The 15,923-nt window shown below is 69.7% G+C and carries 16 protein-coding genes; 7 read left to right on the top strand and 9 right to left on the bottom strand.

What is annotated here, in order from left to right; translation table 11 throughout:
• The first annotated feature begins 10 nt into the window (after positions 1 to 10).
• From ACFYTS_RS28180 to ACFYTS_RS28160, 5 genes are all read left to right on the top strand, one after another.
• The gene (locus tag ACFYTS_RS28180) at positions 11 to 790 is read left to right on the top strand and encodes an META domain-containing protein (protein ID WP_387308442.1); all 780 of its coding nucleotides are present in this window, start codon (positions 11 to 13) and stop codon (positions 788 to 790) included.
• 60 nt (positions 791 to 850) lie between these two features.
• Positions 851 to 1,408 carry an exonuclease domain-containing protein gene (locus tag ACFYTS_RS28175; RefSeq protein WP_387308440.1) on the top strand — a complete coding sequence of 186 codons (558 nt, stop codon included), beginning with the start codon at positions 851 to 853 and terminating at the stop codon, positions 1,406 to 1,408.
• Positions 1,409 to 1,592: 184 nt separating this feature from the next.
• Positions 1,593 to 3,077, top strand: a complete 1,485-nt coding sequence (locus ACFYTS_RS28170; RefSeq protein WP_387308438.1) for an Ig-like domain-containing protein — start codon at positions 1,593 to 1,595, stop codon at positions 3,075 to 3,077.
• Positions 3,078 to 3,355: 278 nt separating this feature from the next.
• Positions 3,356 to 5,455 (top strand): thiamine pyrophosphate-dependent enzyme, encoded by a 2,100-nt coding sequence (locus ACFYTS_RS28165; RefSeq protein ID WP_387308436.1) that lies wholly within the window; start codon positions 3,356 to 3,358, stop codon positions 5,453 to 5,455.
• A gap of 293 nt (positions 5,456 to 5,748) precedes the next feature.
• Positions 5,749 to 6,690 (top strand): M56 family metallopeptidase, encoded by a 942-nt coding sequence (locus tag ACFYTS_RS28160; RefSeq protein WP_357286264.1) that lies wholly within the window; start codon positions 5,749 to 5,751, stop codon positions 6,688 to 6,690.
• Positions 6,691 to 6,702: 12 nt separating this feature from the next.
• Here ACFYTS_RS28160 and ACFYTS_RS28155 read toward each other — a convergent pair whose 3' ends face one another.
• The 5 genes from ACFYTS_RS28155 to ACFYTS_RS28135 all read right to left on the bottom strand — a co-directional run bounded on the left by ACFYTS_RS28155 (position 6,703) and on the right by ACFYTS_RS28135 (position 10,781).
• Positions 6,703 to 7,974, bottom strand: coding sequence for an MFS transporter (locus ACFYTS_RS28155; protein WP_387308637.1), 1,272 nt, complete (start codon positions 7,972 to 7,974; stop codon positions 6,703 to 6,705).
• 47 nt (positions 7,975 to 8,021) lie between these two features.
• Positions 8,022 to 9,158: a PLP-dependent cysteine synthase family protein gene (locus tag ACFYTS_RS28150; RefSeq protein WP_387308434.1), complete on the bottom strand. Its 1,137-nt coding sequence runs from the start codon at positions 9,156 to 9,158 to the stop codon at positions 8,022 to 8,024.
• Between the two features lie 100 nt (positions 9,159 to 9,258).
• On the bottom strand, positions 9,259 to 9,639 hold the full coding sequence (locus tag ACFYTS_RS28145; RefSeq protein ID WP_357286261.1) for a hypothetical protein: 381 nt from the start codon (positions 9,637 to 9,639) through the stop codon (positions 9,259 to 9,261).
• A gap of 283 nt (positions 9,640 to 9,922) precedes the next feature.
• Positions 9,923 to 10,294, bottom strand: a complete 372-nt coding sequence (locus tag ACFYTS_RS28140; protein ID WP_357083165.1) for a BlaI/MecI/CopY family transcriptional regulator — start codon at positions 10,292 to 10,294, stop codon at positions 9,923 to 9,925.
• Positions 10,295 to 10,418: 124 nt separating this feature from the next.
• Positions 10,419 to 10,781: an ACT domain-containing protein gene (locus tag ACFYTS_RS28135; RefSeq protein WP_357286259.1), complete on the bottom strand. Its 363-nt coding sequence runs from the start codon at positions 10,779 to 10,781 to the stop codon at positions 10,419 to 10,421.
• A gap of 118 nt (positions 10,782 to 10,899) precedes the next feature.
• Here ACFYTS_RS28135 and ACFYTS_RS28130 point away from each other — a divergent pair, with 118 nt between their 5' ends.
• Positions 10,900 to 11,724: a TIGR02452 family protein gene (locus ACFYTS_RS28130; RefSeq protein ID WP_387308430.1), complete on the top strand. Its 825-nt coding sequence runs from the start codon at positions 10,900 to 10,902 to the stop codon at positions 11,722 to 11,724.
• A gap of 150 nt (positions 11,725 to 11,874) precedes the next feature.
• Here the strand turns inward: ACFYTS_RS28130 and ACFYTS_RS28125 are convergent, their stop codons facing one another.
• From ACFYTS_RS28125 to ACFYTS_RS28115, 3 genes are read right to left on the bottom strand one after another with little or no spacing between them, the layout of a single operon-like run.
• A complete protein-coding gene (locus ACFYTS_RS28125; protein WP_387308428.1) occupies positions 11,875 to 12,651 on the bottom strand; it encodes an enoyl-CoA hydratase-related protein in 777 nt (258 codons plus the stop codon).
• A gap of 35 nt (positions 12,652 to 12,686) precedes the next feature.
• Positions 12,687 to 13,805: a galactose oxidase-like domain-containing protein gene (locus ACFYTS_RS28120; protein WP_387308426.1), complete on the bottom strand. Its 1,119-nt coding sequence runs from the start codon at positions 13,803 to 13,805 to the stop codon at positions 12,687 to 12,689.
• 26 nt (positions 13,806 to 13,831) lie between these two features.
• Positions 13,832 to 14,092 (bottom strand): FG-GAP repeat domain-containing protein, encoded by a 261-nt coding sequence (locus ACFYTS_RS28115; protein ID WP_387308424.1) that lies wholly within the window; start codon positions 14,090 to 14,092, stop codon positions 13,832 to 13,834.
• A gap of 153 nt (positions 14,093 to 14,245) precedes the next feature.
• On the opposite strand from ACFYTS_RS28115, the gene ACFYTS_RS28110 reads away from it, so the two are divergent.
• On the top strand, positions 14,246 to 14,656 hold the full coding sequence (locus tag ACFYTS_RS28110) for a hypothetical protein (RefSeq protein ID WP_387308422.1): 411 nt from the start codon (positions 14,246 to 14,248) through the stop codon (positions 14,654 to 14,656).
• A 57-nt stretch (positions 14,657 to 14,713) separates the two neighbouring features.
• Here ACFYTS_RS28110 and ACFYTS_RS28105 read toward each other — a convergent pair whose 3' ends face one another.
• Positions 14,714 to 15,814 carry a DUF5685 family protein gene (locus tag ACFYTS_RS28105; RefSeq protein ID WP_387308420.1) on the bottom strand — a complete coding sequence of 367 codons (1,101 nt, stop codon included), beginning with the start codon at positions 15,812 to 15,814 and terminating at the stop codon, positions 14,714 to 14,716.
• Positions 15,815 to 15,923 lie beyond the last annotated feature (109 nt).

Here is a 15,923-nt window from a genome sequence, read left to right as displayed (position 1 = left end):
GATCGGGCTCATGCCAGCAACCCGGGTTTCGATCCTGCTCGCACTGACCGCCCTGGCCGCCGCCGGATGTTCGTCGGGCGGCGGTGGGGACGAGGCGCCGCCCGCCTCGCTGGCCGGTCGCACGTTCGTCTCGACGGCGGTGTCGGGGACCCCGATCCCGGGCGGGGGGCCGTTGACGCTGACCTTCACCGAGGGCCGGGTCTCGGCGTCTGCGGGCTGCAATACCGCCAACGGTTCGGTCGACCTGCAGGGCAATACGATGCAGGTCGGCGAGCTGTCGTCGACCTTGATGGCGTGCCCGGGCGATCTGGCGGGCGCCGACGAATGGCAGAGCGCCCTGCTGCGTTCCCAGCCCACCTGGACCCTGTCCGGCGACACCCTCACGGTGAAGGGCAGCGGCTCCACGGTCACCATGCTCGACCGCAAGGTCGCCCACCCCGACAAGCCGCTGGTCGGCACCACCTGGGTCGTGACCAGCCTGCTGCGTACGCAGGCCAAGGTCCGTTCGGCCACTCTCGACGAGGTTCGCCCCACCCTGACGATCACCCCCGACGGCAAGGTCTCCGGCAGCGCGGGCTGCAATCAGATGACCGGCACCGCGGCCATCGACGGCGAGGATGTCACCTTCTCCCTCGCCACCACCCGCATGATGTGCGCCCCCGAGGTCATGGAGGTCGAGCAGCAGGTCCTCGAGGCGCTGGACGGGAAAACCAAGGCCACCATCGATTCCGACGTGCTGACCCTGCGTAACGCGGGCAATGGCGCCGGCATCGAACTGCGCGCCGAGTGAGACCGGGTCCGGCGAAAATCATTGTCGCCGGACGGTATCGGCGCGCTAGCGTCCGATTCCATGACGACTGCGAGATTCCTGAATGTGGTGGATGTGGAGGCCACCTGCTGGGAGGGACCCAACCCGCCGGGGCAGCCCAGCGAGATCATCGAAATCGGGTTGTGCGTGCTCGATACCGTGACCAGGGAACGGGTGAGCAAGCACAGCATTCTGGTGCGGCCCGAGCATTCGGCGGTGAGTGAATTCTGTACGAGCCTGACGACACTCACTCCCGAACAGGTGAGCGCGGGCATTACTTTCGCCGAGGCGTGTGAACGGCTGCGCACCGAATTTCACGCCGATTCGCGACCGTGGGCCAGTTGGAGCGATTACGACCGCAAACAGTTCACCGCGCAATGCCAGGGCACGGGTGTGCGCTATCCGTTCGGCCGCGAGCACACCAATGCCAAGCTGGCGTTCTCCGCGGCGCGCGAGACCAAGCGCCGCTACGGCATGGCCGGCGCGCTGCGGCTGTCCGGGCTGCCGTTGGAGGGAACACATCATCGCGGCGGGGACGATGCCTGGAATATCGCCGCCTTGATCGCGGAGCTGATGAGTAAGGGTTCGTGGCCGGGCTGACGCTTTGTGCCATTGCTCGAAAACCCTGCACTACATGGTCTTTTATGCATGGTCGACTGACAACGGAATGTTGTGAACTAACGGCATTTCAATGTTTCAGCTCTGCTGCCCGACGACCCTAATGTTCATTTCCACACCGAGGACCAGCTCCGCGGGCGTAGACCATCGAACATCTAGGAAATCCATGGCACACAGAGTTATTGCGCGCGGTATGGCCGCCTGCGCGGCGACCACCACGGCGGCGGGCGCGCTGGCGCTGTTCGGCGCGGGCGCGGCCCAGGCGGACCCGGGAACGATCACCTGGAGCGACGGCTCCTCGCAGTTCACCCGGACCGTCAGCAACACCACGCCCGCCGAGGGCGACACGGTCACGGTCAGCACCAAGTTCGAGCGGACCAGCTGGACCGACGAGTTCATCTACAACATCAAGGACCGGCACGCGGCGTGCCTGACCTATGTCGCGGGCTCGGCCAAGATGACTGGCAATGACGGCGACTACCCGTACGCGAATCCCGAGGTCAATGCCGATGAGGGCAATGGCTACGGCTACGTGCGCGTGTCGTTCGGGGTCACCGAGTGGTCGGTGCAGAACCGCCCCGGCTTCCACCGCTCCCCTATCTTCACCGTGCAGTACAAGGTCGGACAGAACTGTGCGCGCGGTGCGGCGCTGACCAGCGGCATGGATTACGGCGGGTCGCTCGGTTCGGGCAATTACGGCACCAAGGGCCCCTCGATCACAGTCGGCAAGAACGCGACCACCACCACGCTGGCCGCCGTGCAGAACGCGCGCGTCGGTGTGGCGACCACGTTGACCGCGACCGTCACCGGCGGCGCGGCGGGCGATCCGGTCGACTTCTTCGACGGCGCGACGAAGATCGGCTCCGGGGCGCTGGACGCCGCCGGGACCGCGACCTTCCAGTGGACCCCCGCGGTGAAGGGCGACCACGGCCTGTCCGCGAAGTACGCGGGCACCGCGGCCGCCAATGGGTCGACCTCGGGGACGGTCACCGCGCAGGTGTCGGAGCAGAACCAGACCTCGACGGTGAGCCTGGCCGCCGCCTCCGGCGCGCAGGTCGGCAAGGCGACCACGCTGACGGCCACCGTGAGCCCGGCCGCGGCGGGCGGCACCGTCGAGATCCGCGACGGCGACGCCTCCCTCGCGGTCGTCCCGGTGGGCAACGACGGCACCGCCGCCTACCAGTGGACCCCGGCCACGGCGGGTGCGCACTCGCTGACCGCGACCTTCTCCGGCCGCGACGGCGTCACCGGCTCCACCACGTCCACGCAGGTCACCGTGGCCGAGGCCCCGGCCCAGAACACCGATTCCACCACCACCCTGTCCCCGGTCTCGGGCGCGCAGGTCGGTAAGGCGGTGGCGGTCACCGCGACGGTGAAGCCCGGAAACGCCGGTGGCAGCGTCACTTTCAAGGACGGCAACACCGTGGTCGGCACCGCGCAGGTCTCCGGTGACGGCACCGCCACCATCCAGTGGACTCCGGCCACCGCGGGCCAGCGCACGCTGACCGCCGAATACTCCGGCCAGGGCACCGTGAACGCGTCCTCGGACCGGGCCTCGGTCGTGGTGGCCGCCGCCGCGGGCGGGGTCGACACCGGCAGCGGGACCGGCAGCCTCGGCTCCCTGCTCGGCGGTACCGGCTCGAGCAAGTAGCGGGGTGATGTCGCCGGGCGGTCCCCTCCCCGCCGTCCGGCGACATCTTCGCGAAATGGTCCCCGGCCGCGCCGATTCGCGGCAGGCTGGACGGACTGGCCGAGGGATCGGATGTTGCCGCAGGTAGCGCCGCGTCACCTCTACGCTGAGTTCCCGGCGTACGCGACCTATGGGGCATATGGGAGGGCGTCATCAACGACCGCGAAGCGGATCTGGATCAGTGGTTTCGCGCGGAGGTCGCCGCGGCGACACCGGGACCGGCTCGCGCGCAGGGGGAATTGATCGGCGCCGCCGGACTCACCGGTGAGCTCGCCCTGGCACTGTTCGACGCCCAGGCCACCTCCCGGCACCTGGATCTGGCCGCACGGCGGCTGGGCCGCGACGGACACGGCTACTACAGCATCGGATCGGCCGGGCACGAGGGCAACGCCGCGGTCGCGGCAGCGCTACGGGTCACCGATCCGGCGCTGCTGCACTATCGCTCGGGCGCGTTCTTCGTGCACCGCACCCGGCAGGTCCCGGGCCTGGACCCGATCCGCGACGTCCTGCTGGGCGTGACCGCGGCGGCCGCCGACCCGATTTCCGGTGGGCGGCACAAGGTTTTCGGCAGCAAGCCCGCCCACATCATCCCGCAGACCTCCACCATCGCCTCGCATCTGCCGCGCGCGGTCGGCCTGGCCTTCGCGCTGGGGCGGGCCGCGCAGCTGGGGCTGCGCACCGAATGGCCCACGGACGCGGTGGTGGTGTGCAGTTTCGGCGACGCCTCGGCCAATCACTCGACCGCCGCCGGGGCGATCAATACCGCGATCCACACCGCCCACCAGGGCGTGCCCATGCCGATCCTGTTCGTGTGCGAGGACAACGGCCTGGGCATCAGCGTGCCGACCCCGCGCACCTGGATCGAACAGGCCTACGGCTCGCGCCCCGGCCTGGCGTATTTCGACGCCGACGGCGCGGACCTGCCCGCGGCGCTGGCGGCGGCGACCGCGGCCGCCGATCATGTTCGCGCCCACCGCACACCGGCCTTCCTGCGCCTGCGCACGGTACGGCTGCTCGGCCACGCGGGCTCCGATGTCGAATCGGCCTACCGGCGTCCGGCCGACATGGCCGCCGATCTGCGCCGCGACCCGGTGGCCGCGACCGCCCGGCTGCTGGTCACCGCCGGGGTGGCGACCCCGGACGCGATCCTGGCCCGCTATGACGAGATCGCCGAACAGGTCGCCAAAGCCGCCGACAGTGCCTGGCACGAACCGAAATTGGGCTCCGCCGCCGAAATACAGGCCCCCTTGGCTCCCGCGCGGCCCTCGGCGGTCCGCATCGACGCCCTGCGCGGCACCGAGGGTCCGGAGTCGGTGGACGGCGACCCGCTCACCCTGGCCCAGGCGGTGAATCAGACTCTGGCGCACCTGCTCGCCCGCGACCCGGACGTGCTGGTGTTCGGCGAGGACGTGGGCCGCAAGGGCGGGGTGTACGGCGTCACCAAGGGCTTGCAGCAAAGTTTCGGCGCCCGAAGGGTTTTCGACACTCTGCTCGACGAGCAGAGTGTGCTGGGCACCGCGCTCGGCGCCGGCCTGGCCGGGTTCGTACCCATCCCGGAGATCCAGTACCTGGCCTACGTCCACAATGCCGAGGACCAATTGCGCGGCGAGGCGGCGACCCTGTCGTTCTTCTCCGGCGGCCGCTATCGCAATCCGGTGGTGGTGCGCATCGCGGGCCTGGCGTATCAGAAGGGCTTCGGCGGCCACTTCCACAACGACAATTCCCTTGCCGCGCTGCGGGATATCCCCGGTCTGGTGCTGGCGGTGCCGTCGCGCGCCGACGACGCCGCGGCCATGCTGCGCACGTGTGTGGCGGCGGCCCGGGTGGACGGCCGGGTGTGCGTGTTCGTGGAGCCGATCGCGCTCTATCACACCCGCGACCTGTATCGCGACGGCGACGGCGGCTGGCTGGCGCCGATTTCCGGTGTGCGCCATGCCGAGATCGGCCGGGCCCGGGTGTACGGCGCGGGCACGCACCTGACCATCGTGAGTTTCGGCAACGGGGTGCCGATGAGCCTGCGGGTGGCGCGGCGGCTGGCCGAGCGCGACATCCACGCCCGGGTGCTGGACCTGCGCTGGCTGGCCCCGCTGCCGGTGGCGGATCTCCTCGACCATGCCCGCGCCACCGGACGGGTGCTGATCGCCGACGAAACCCGCCGCAGCGGAGGCGTTTCCGAGGCGGTGTGCGCGGCGCTGCTGGACGCCGGATTCGACGGCGGGCTCGCCCGGGTCACCAGTGCCGACAGTTTCGTGCCGCTGGGCCCGGCGGCATCGTCGGTGCTACTGGACGAGGACGCGATCGAGGCGGGCGCGCTGAGTCTGCTGGCCGCGCCCCGGTGACCACGGACGGAGCCGGGCCTGCTCGCTTGGAAGCCCGGCCCCGCCCGTGGTCGACGCCGGTTCCGGTCGGCGTCCCGGTGCCGTCGGAGGACGACACCAAGCCCATCTACGTATCAACTACGTAGATACGTAATACCGTAGACGCGGGGCCGCCCGCAAGGGGCACGTGGCGACCCGCACACGATTCGCAAACTCGCGCACGACAGTAAGGCTGTCCTCAGTTTTGCCCCCTACACTCGGGCGGATTCCACGGGAGGAGATCGGATGCGGGCCGCGCGATCGCGGGTGGGCCGATGAGTGTCGCCGTCTGTCTTTTGCTGTACGGGTTCGCGGTCGCGGTGCTCGCGCCCCGGGTGCTACGGCGGATCAGCGCGTCGGGGGCCGCACCGCGCATCGCGGTCGCGGCGTGGGTGGCGGTGATGATCTCGACCCTGCTGGCATGGGCGGTGACGGTGACCATCATCGTGGTCGACATCGGCACCCATAAGATCTCGGTGCTGCCGGCCCGCTTCCTCGACACCTGTCTCCTACACCTGCACGACGCGGCGGTCGGCCACTACGGACGGCACCTGCAGACCGGCCTGCTGATCCTGTCCTTCTTCGCGGCCCTCGCGGGCCTGGTGGTCGCGTTCCGGCTCGCAACCACACTGTGGCGATCGCACCGCAGCACACTCGAGCACGCGCGCCTGGCCCGCCTGGCCGGACGCCACCACCCCGAACTGGACGCCGTGATCCTCGACGTGGATCATCCCGCCGCGTATTGCGTTGCGGGCAAACCCCATACGATCGTGGTCAGCCGCGGCGTGCTCACCGCCCTCGACGACCACCACCTCGAAGCGGTGCTGTCCCATGAGCGCGCCCACCTGACCGGACGCCACCACCTGCTGCTCACCCTGACCCGCGGCCTGGCCACCGTACTGCCGCGGGTCGACCTGTTCACCACCGGCGCGGCCGAGGTGGCGCGCCTGCTGGAAATGCTGGCCGACGACGCGGCCGCGCGCATCCACGGCCGCGACACGGTCCTGCAAGCCCTGCTCACCATGGCCGCGCTGCCCGAACAGTCCGAGACCACCCACGCGGTGCTGCGCTCCCGCGTGCGGCGACTGTCCGAACCGGCCGATGTGGCCCGGTCCCACTCGCGCACCGCGGCCGTGGCCGCGACCCTGACCGCCATGCTCATTCCGGTGGCCGCGCTCATCGCGGCCACCATCGGCATCGAGGTCTGCCTGACCTGACCGTCGGCGATATCAGCGCCGCGCCGGCAGCGGCTGGGTCGGGTAGTCGATCACCCGGCCGGGCGGGGACATCCCCTGCGACGGGCGTTTGCGATGCCGCCCGCCGCGCGCGGGCTCGCGACCCGAACGGTCCAGCACCGCCAGCGCCACGGCCGCGATCGCGCCGATCACCACCAGTCCCAGCCAGACCGCCCACTCCGCGCCCGCGGCGTGCGCCGCGCCCAGCAACGCGCCCGTGGCCAGGTTGCCGATCAGGATTCCGATGCCCACCACGGTGTTGTAGAAGCCGTAATGCGTCGCCACCAGCCGATTTCCCGACAGTGACACCACGGTGTCCATCTCGAACGGGAACACCGCCGCCGTCCCCACCGCCAGCACCGCCGCCGCCAGCAGCAGCGCCCCGAGCGCCACCGTGTCCCCGAAGATCCCGCCCGACGGAACGATCGCCAAGGGCAGGAACGCCACCGCCAGCAGCGCCACCCCCACCACCAGACCGCGCCCGGTCCCCCACCGGCCACGAAACCAGGCCGTGATGCGCAGCTGCCCCGCCACCGCGACGACACCGGAGATCACGAACAACGCCGAGGTGACCGCCTGCGCCCGGTCGCCCGCCAGATATTCCGCCTGCAAAGGCAGCGCCAGATACACCTGGAACGAGAGCACATACGAGCCGATCATGGTCACCGCGAACGCCACGAACCGGCGATTCGCCACCACCGTGCGCCAATCCTCGAGCACCGAGGTCCGTACGACGGGCTCGGCCGCGCGGCGCGCGGGCAACGCGAACAACTGGGCGACGGTGAGCGCCGCGAACACCACCGCCGCCGCGGCCGCCGTCACCCGGAAATCCAACGCCAGCAACGCCAATCCGACCAGCGGCCCCGCCAGGGTCCCGGCCTGGTAGAAGACGTTGAACACCGCGAACGCCTCCACCCGCCGCTCCCCCGCCTCGGCCGCGAGATAAGCGCGCACCGCCGGATTGAACAGCGCGCCCGCGAAACCCGTCGCCGCCGAGGCGATGATCAGGCTCGGCAGATCCGAGGCGAACGCCAGCAGCGCGAAACCCGCGGTCCGCAACAGACATCCGGCCACGATCAGCGGCTTGTACCCCAGCCGATCCGCCAGCGTGCCGCCCACCAGGAACATGCCCTGCTGCGAGAAGTTACGCACGCCCAGCACCAGCCCGACCGCCCACGCCGCCAAGCCGAGGGGCCCGGACAGGTATCCGGCCAGATAGGGCATGAGCATGTAGAAGCCGAGATTGATGCCGAACTGGTTGACCATGAGCAGCTGGGCCGCCCGGTCGAACCCGCGGAACTTCGCCAGGACGCTCACGACAGCGGCCCCGGGGTCGCCCCACGCGGGTGCTCGGGTGCGCGGGGGTCGATGACGGTCGTGCAGCGGGTCCATCGCTCGACCTGCCGCTCGCGGGGATGGGCGATAACATCGGGGGCCGCCGGTTGGCCCGCGTCCAGCAGACCGTGTGCGGCGCAATAGGAGTCGTTGTAGACGGTGTCGAAGTAGCGGTGCGGGCCATCCGGGAAGACGGCGGCGATGCGGGTGCCCTCAGGATGGGTGCGGGCCGCCCACCCGGCGACCAGCGCGACCGCGCCGACGCTCCAGCCGCCACTGGACAGGTAGCCCGAAGCCAGGGTGCGGCAGGCCCAGACCGACTCGGCCGGTGCGACCCAATGGATTTCGGTGAAGGCACCGTAGTCGACATTGCGCGGATGGATGCTCGAACCGAGACCGCGCATGAGGCGGGGACCGGCCTGCTGACCGAAGATGGTGGAGGCCACGGTGTCCACCCCGATCAACGACAGCGCGGGATCGGTGCGGCGCAGGGCGCGCGCGATGCCGGCGGAGTGGCCGCCGGTCCCGACGGCGCACACCAGCACGTCCACGCCGCCCAACTGCTCGATCAGCTCCCGCGCGAGGGACTCGTAGGCGTCCACGTTGTCGGGGTTGCTGTACTGGTCCGGGCACCAGGAACCCGGCTCCGCCGCCAGCAGTTCGGCGACGCGATCACGGCGCGCCTGCTGCCAGCCGCCCTCCGGATGCGGTTCCCGCACCAGCTCCACCCGCGCACCGTAAGCCGCGAGCAGCTGGGCGACCATGGGTTCCAGACCGGGATCGGTCACCACCGTCACAGGGTGCCCGTATACCAGTCCGGCCAGGGCCAACCCCAGACCCAGAGTGCCACTGGATGATTCGATGATGCGCGCGCCGGGTGCGAGCTCGCCGCGCTCGCGGGCGCGACGCACCATGTGCAATGCGGGCCGGTCCTTCATGCCGCCCGGATTGCGGCCTTCGAGTTTGGCCCAGAAGCCACGCCCCGCCGGCGCGAAGGGTTCGCCCACCCACAACACCGGCGTATTGCCGACCAGGGCGCGCGGTTCGCGGGCCAGTACGGGCAAGCCGGAACTGGTGGTGAGCATGTCGAATTCGTCGAGCAGACCTCGGTCCATGACTGTCGCTTTCGGTATCGGACCGCCACAGTGGGCGGAATGACGTGCACGGCAACGGACTCCGGCCGCGGGCGATGGGCCCCGGCCTGCCGCTGACCGATCAGCGTCGGGCGATACACAAGCGCGTCAGCAGTAATCGGCCGCCGACCGCACCTCCCGGCGGTCCGCGCACACCGTGGACGGCGGTGGCGACGCCTTGGTTCGCGAGACCGACCTCGACCGCGATCCGCTCGGCGGTGAACTCCGGAACATGCTCCTCGCCGGGTGACGCCGACCGGATGGCGTGCTCGACATGCGGGTCACAGTGTGCGGATTCGCCGCCCAGCGGCTCGTCGGAGACTCCGACGGTCTGGGCATGGCTCAATCCGGGCGCATGGTCGGCGCCCGCCCCGGCGGCGCAGTCGGTGATCGCGGCGACCAGTACCAGCACGGCGAACAGCAGTCCCCACAGGAAACGGCCCGAACCGCTGCCACGGCTCACGCCGCCACCTCCTGCCCGAATTCGCTGTTCCGCCGTCACTTTCACCGGTAGAGCGGTCGGGGCGCCGTGCGAGGTCATCGCGCCGGAACCTGGTTGACACGCTCCCGAAACAATCTACTATCTACGTACGTAGTTCGTAGCAACCCCGTGACCGGGTTCACGTCCGCGCGAGGCGAATACGAAGCAAAAAGACAGGACACGCATGGGGTTCGCGCCATCGAAACGCCCGACACGCCGAACTCGCGCCGCGCCTACGACAGGAAGGGCCACCGGCCCCCGGCGATCAGCGCTTGCCGCGCGTGAACTTCCGCAGCGCCGCGCGTAGCCCCTCGGACTCCTCGGCGCTCATCTGCTCCACGAAATGCGCGAGCACCAACTCCGAACGGCCACCACTGCCCAGCGCCTCGCGCATGAGCCGCGCGCTGTACTCCTCGCGGCTGAGACTGGCCCAATAGCGGTAGGCCTTGCCGACCCGCTCACGCTCCAGCCAGCCCTTGCGGTGCAGGTTGTCCATGGTGGACATGACGGTGGTGTACGCGATGTCACGCTCGGCGGCCAGCTCGTCGAACAGCTCGCGAACCGTCGTCTTCCCGGGGCGATCCCAGATCCGTTCGATGATGACGGTTTCCAGATCGCCGAAGCCTCGTGCACTCACGTCCGACGTCTCCTCACCTCGGCGCGCCATTCATACGTTCTACGTACGTAGACAGTAATGTGGGCGGCCCGGCCTCACAACACGTGGCGTTGCCCGGGTCCGCCGAGCCGCGCCCGGAGCGGCCTCAGTCCGCCAAGCGGTGCCCCGCGTCCCGCAGGGCCGCCGACGCCTCCTCCAGCCGATGCGCCGGAACCAGGATGAGATCGGCATGGAAGGTCGAAGCGACGAACACCGGGATCGACGATTCCGCCAACGGCCCGATCAGCGCGGCCAGCGTGCCGGGCGAGTTCAGACTCCCGGCGTCGATGCCGTAGAAGCCCTTCCAGGTCTCCCCCTCGGCCCACGCCGGCGCCTCCCGAATCACCGTGAGCCCCTCCGGCGCTCGCACCAGCGCGATCCACTCGTCGTCCTCCGGAAACGTCGAATTCGGCAGATGATCCACCGCGAACTGCGACGGGACGATCCGCAAACGCTGGGAGCCGGTCATGGCCACATCGTAGGCGGCGGGCCCGACAATTCCGGTTCTCCCACCGCATCGACCAGTATTGGTGTCAGTGACTAAAATTCGGAGGACGGTTCCCGAACCGGCCCGTAGAGTCGGCGAAATGACCACCAGCCCAAAACAAATCGCCACCGAGAACGAGCAGATCGCCGCTCTCGGCACCTACCACACCAGCGACGGGACCCTCGTCGACATCAGCGCCCCGCTGACCGCGGCCCGCGCCGGGACCGTCTGCCACGAGCCCGAGGAAGACCTCAACGCACCGGTCACCGGCCCCTTCACCGGACGCCCCGAGGTCACCGGCGAAGGCAGTGTCCAGGCCGCGCGCCGCCTCCACGCCGAGGGCGGAAAACGCCTGGCGGTGCTCAACTTCGCGTCCGCTCGCAACCCCGGCGGCGGCTACATTCGTGGCGCCCGCGCTCAGGAAGAGGATCTCTGCCGCAGCGCACTGCTCTACCGATGCCTGCTCGAGACACCCCGCTACTACGAGGCCCACCGCGCCTCCGACGACCCGGGCTACACCCATCGCGTCATCTACGCACCCGAGGTCCCGGTCATCCGGGACGACCGCGGCGAACTCGACCCGCACCCGTTCACGACCTCTTTCCTGACCTCACCCGCCCCGAATGCCGGTGCGCTCGCGGACCGTTCGGGTCACCCGGTCGATGTGCGGGGCCTCCTCGCCGAACGCGCCACCCGAGTACTGACCGTCGCCGCCCACCACGGGGTGCGCGAACTGGTGCTCGGCGCCTGGGGTTGCGGCGTGTTCCGCAATGACCCGAACGAGGTCGCCGAAGCGTTCGACCTCGCGCTGCGTGCGCACGGCGCCGCCTTCGAGCGGGTCGTCTTCGCGGTCTGGGACCGCTCTCCCGTCTCGGCCAACCGCGCCGCGTTCGCAGCCCGATTCGGCTCGGCCGCATCCTCGTAGCCGCGGTTGCCCATGGAACCCCACGCCGGGACTCGCGGCAGCTGCGACATTTCCCCCAACTCATGTTTAGATCGCAATATCTACAGACTTGGATATGTCTGATCTGGATCGATCGAGACGCAACCGGGCTCGATGGTCAGCCTGCTTCCGTCAATCGGGCCAGACAGGCGAGCGCTTCTCCAGGAAGGCGGCCATTCCCTCACTCGCGCCGGGCAATTGGGAGGCGGCGGCCATGACTTCGCGCGCGAGCGTGTACGCGTCCGTCTCGGGGCGGTCGAGCTGCGCGTAGAGGGTGCGTTTGCCCAGCGCCTTGCTGACGCGACTCCCCCGCGTGGCCCGGCCGAGCAGGTCCGCGACGGCGGCGTCGAGGTCGGCGGCCGGTACCGCGTAATTGATCAAACCCCAGTCGACCGCCGTACGAGCATCGATCACATCGCCGGTCAGAGCCAGTTCCATCAAGCGCTTTCGGCCGATGGACCGCGCGACGGGAACCGCCGGGGTGTGGCAGAACCAGCCGCCCTTGCCGCCGGGCAGCGCGAAGCCCGCGGAATCGGCGGCGACGGCCAGGTCGCAGGAGGCGACAAGCTGACAACCAGCCGCGGTGGCCAGGCCCTGCACCCGCGCGATCACCACCTGCGGAACCTCTTCCAGGGTGGTCATGACCGACTGGCACAAGGTGAGCAGATCGCGAACGCCGAGCAGGTCCCGCGCCGCGACATCCGCGAAATCGTGGCCCGCGCTGAATACGGGCCCGGCCGCGGCCAGCACGATGCCGGACGCGTCGGTCTCCCCCGCCGCACGGAACGCCGCCAGCAGCTCGGACAGATGATCGGCGGACAGCGCATTACGCCGATCGGGCCGATTCATGGTGATGGTGACGGTGTCACCATCGGTTTTGACGAGCAGGTACTCGTACTCCGCGGTCATGCTTCCACGGTAGTGCCGGCGGCGCCCGTTCGCGGTCACACGGGCGAAGGCGCGGCCACCCCCAGTTGCAGCCATTGGCCGACCGAGGGAACCCCGCCGGTGTCCACGACCACCACGAGGTACCAGCCGGGCGGAGCCAACGCCGGATTCGAGGGCATGGCCACCGAGACCGCGCCGGCCGCGGTCGCGGTGATCGGCAGATCGATCAGGCGCTGATTGTTGTCGCAGGAGTGGGTGCACGAGGTGGGATGCATGATGCTCACCTCGCGGACGGCGGCCGACGTGGTCAGTGTCAGAGTCGCACCGTATTCCACTGTGCCCGAGATCATCTCGAATTCCGGTCGAGCGCCTCGGAACAGGTAGGGCGGCCAGAACACTTCGATGCGCAATTCCTCGGTCTTGCGCCGCGGATTCGATCCGGCCGTCACCACTTTGCCGTCGGGAGTCAGTAGCGCCACCGAGTGGTACAGCCGCGCCACCCGCTGCGGGGCGGTCGGGGTCCAGGTTTCCGCGATCGGGTCGTAGATCTCCCCGCTGGGCGGGACCGCGTCGGCCATCTCCTCCATCGCCGAACCGCCCGTGGCCAGCACGGTGCGGTCCGGCAGCACCACCACGCAGACGTGCATGCGGGCGTAGGTCATGGGCGAGGCCGCCTGGTAGGCGGGTACGGCGGCGCTCAAGTCGGCGATGCGTGTGTCGGACAATGCCATTCCGGGGCCGTGCGCGTCGACGGCGCCGCCGCCGAGGATCATGACCCGCTGCGCCTGCGCGGGCGGCAGCAGCACGCTGGTGGATTGGCTGCGGGATTCGGGATCGTAGAGGCCGGGCACCTCGATGACCGAACCGAGCACGGGATCCCAGATCGAGGGCCGCATCCCGTTATTGGTGCCGTATTGCCCGCCGGTGTAGAAGATCCGGCCGTCGGCGAGCAGCACCAGATGCGCGTACATCGGGATCGGCCCGGGCACCGGCAGTTTCGACCAGGTCAGCTTCTCGGGATCGAACAGTTCCGGCGTCTGCGACAGGAACCCCTGCCAGTCGGGCACCTCGAGCCACGGCGTCCGCTGCCCGACCGAGCCGTCCGCGGCCAGGCCCTTGGCCAGCCGGAAGCGGCCGCTGTTCTGGCCGTCGGGATTGTCGACGGTCAGCACCACCAGGACCGGTTCGCCGTCGATGCGGGTCAGGCCGATGTCGGCGCCCTGGTTCTCCCAGCCGTACCAGTCCGGGATCTGCTGCCAGGGGGTCCAGCCGCCGGTGACGGTGCCATCAGGGCGAGGTCGCGGCCGATGCGGTAGTAGCCCTGGTTCTGGCCGGCGGGGTTGTCGACGAGGAAGACCACCAGGTCGGGGCGGCCGTTGCCGTTCAGGTCGCCGACGGCGATGCCGCAGTCCTGATTGTCACGCGAGAACCAATCGGGAATGGGAACGAATTGCCCTGCCACACAACACATTATCGGCGGCGCGCGGCGCATGCGGGGGCCGATGTCCAGATCTCGCCGATGGCCGTTTACGCCACGTTATGGAAAACCCTCCCGGCGAATGGGAAACCCATTACCCTGCGAAACGCTCTCGTTTCACACACTGAGGATTTCACCATGAACAAGGCACTCTGGGCCAACGGCCTGGCGCTCACCGCCGCCGCCCTGCTCGCCGGCGCGGGCACCGCGGAGGCGTCGCTGGCCACCGTCATCGGCTCCGACTCCACCTTCAAGGTCGGCATCGACATCCAGCCCGGCGTCTATAAGACCACGACCGCGACCCAGCTGTGTGCCTGGGCGCGCCTGTCCTCCCTCTCTGGCGGCACCGGCGCCACCATCGAGGCCGGCGGCGCGGTCGGCGGCAAGGCCACCGTCGAGATCAAGTCCACCGATGTCGCCTTCTTCACCAGCGGCTGCGGCACCTGGACCCTGGACACCACCACCACCGTGTCCGGCTCCTCGAACTTCAGCACCGGCAGCATCGGCGGCTTCCTCCCGACCGGCTCCTCCTCGGGCTCGTCGCACTGATACGCGAGCGGTGAGCCGCCCACCCGGTGGGGGCGGCTCACCGGACCCGCGTCGACCTCAGCAGTCGCGGCAGGTTTCCTCACAGCAGCAACAGCCCTCGCCACAACAGCAGCAGCCCTCACCGCAGCACACGCAGCCCTCGCAGCACGGCAGGCAGCAACCGCTGCGGCGACGCGGCGCGCGCCCGTAATAGCCGGGCCCCGGGCCGTATCCGCCGTAGCCCGGCGGCGGGCCCCACGGGTCCGGACCGCGCCGACGCCAACGCGACTGCGGTGCGACGACGGCATGATTCGCGCACGCGGGCGCGGAGCCGCCGAAGGTCCGGGTCGCCGAGCGACCCAATTCGTGTTTCAGCAGTGTGTGAATCAGCCGCGAATCGGTGAATTCCACTTCCGCCAACGCCAATTCGATGCCCAGCAAGGCATCGGTGCACAACCGGTGCGCCTCGGCGACATCGGTCCCCGTTGCCACCAGCGGATTCCATTTGCCGCGGGCCACGTCATCGGTCAGATCCTCGACCGAGTCCACGAGATGCGCAATGCGGCCGAACAATCGGCCGACCTCGGTCAGGGCGGCCACATTACCGGGGCGGCCCGCCAGGACCGCGGTGTGCCCGAAAGCGGACGCGGTGGCGGTCTCGGTGGGTTCGGTGACCGTGAGCAACGGGGTCCCCACCACGGCGGCGGCCTCGATCTCGGTCTGCCGGTCCACCGCCGTCACCAGGACGCCGGTATCGAAACCCAGTCCCGCGCCGGTGGATTCACCCTGACGGACCCAGCGTTGGGCGATCCGCCGGGCGGCAGGACGGAATCCGGCCGTGCCCGCGACCCCATCGTGGTCGTCGACGTGATCGCGCACCTTGGCGGCGGCCAGGACCAGTGAGACCGTGGCGGCCAGCCGGACACAGTCGCCGGTGGCGACATCCGTGCGTCGCATGCCGCGCAGCGGGCAGGGCCCGGCCGCTCGGCGAGTGGGCGGCGCGGTGGACTGCGCCTCCACCAGGGCCGAAATGATCAGCCCGTCGTAATTGGTTGCCATGCGGGCGCTCTGACCGTGGTCGTCCCGCAAGGCCAGGCACAGGCCGCACAGTTGCGCCAGCCACGCCCGCCCGAGTTCCTCGCCCAGCCGGTGACGGCAGGGCCGGATGATGCCGAACACCCTCTCGACGGTAACCCTTCACGGGGCATTGGTCGGGCGGATCGCGAATCCGCACCGCGTGTTACCCGCCGACACCGCGTGGACGGTGTAGATCGAATTCGGTTGCGCG

Origin of the sequence: Nocardia sp. NPDC004151, assembly GCF_042874235.1 — a bacterium.
Taxonomy (GTDB): Bacteria; Actinomycetota; Actinomycetes; order Mycobacteriales; family Mycobacteriaceae; genus Nocardia.
The sequence above is the reverse complement of the archived record's forward strand: the minus strand, read 5'-3'. Positions and strand labels throughout refer to the sequence as shown.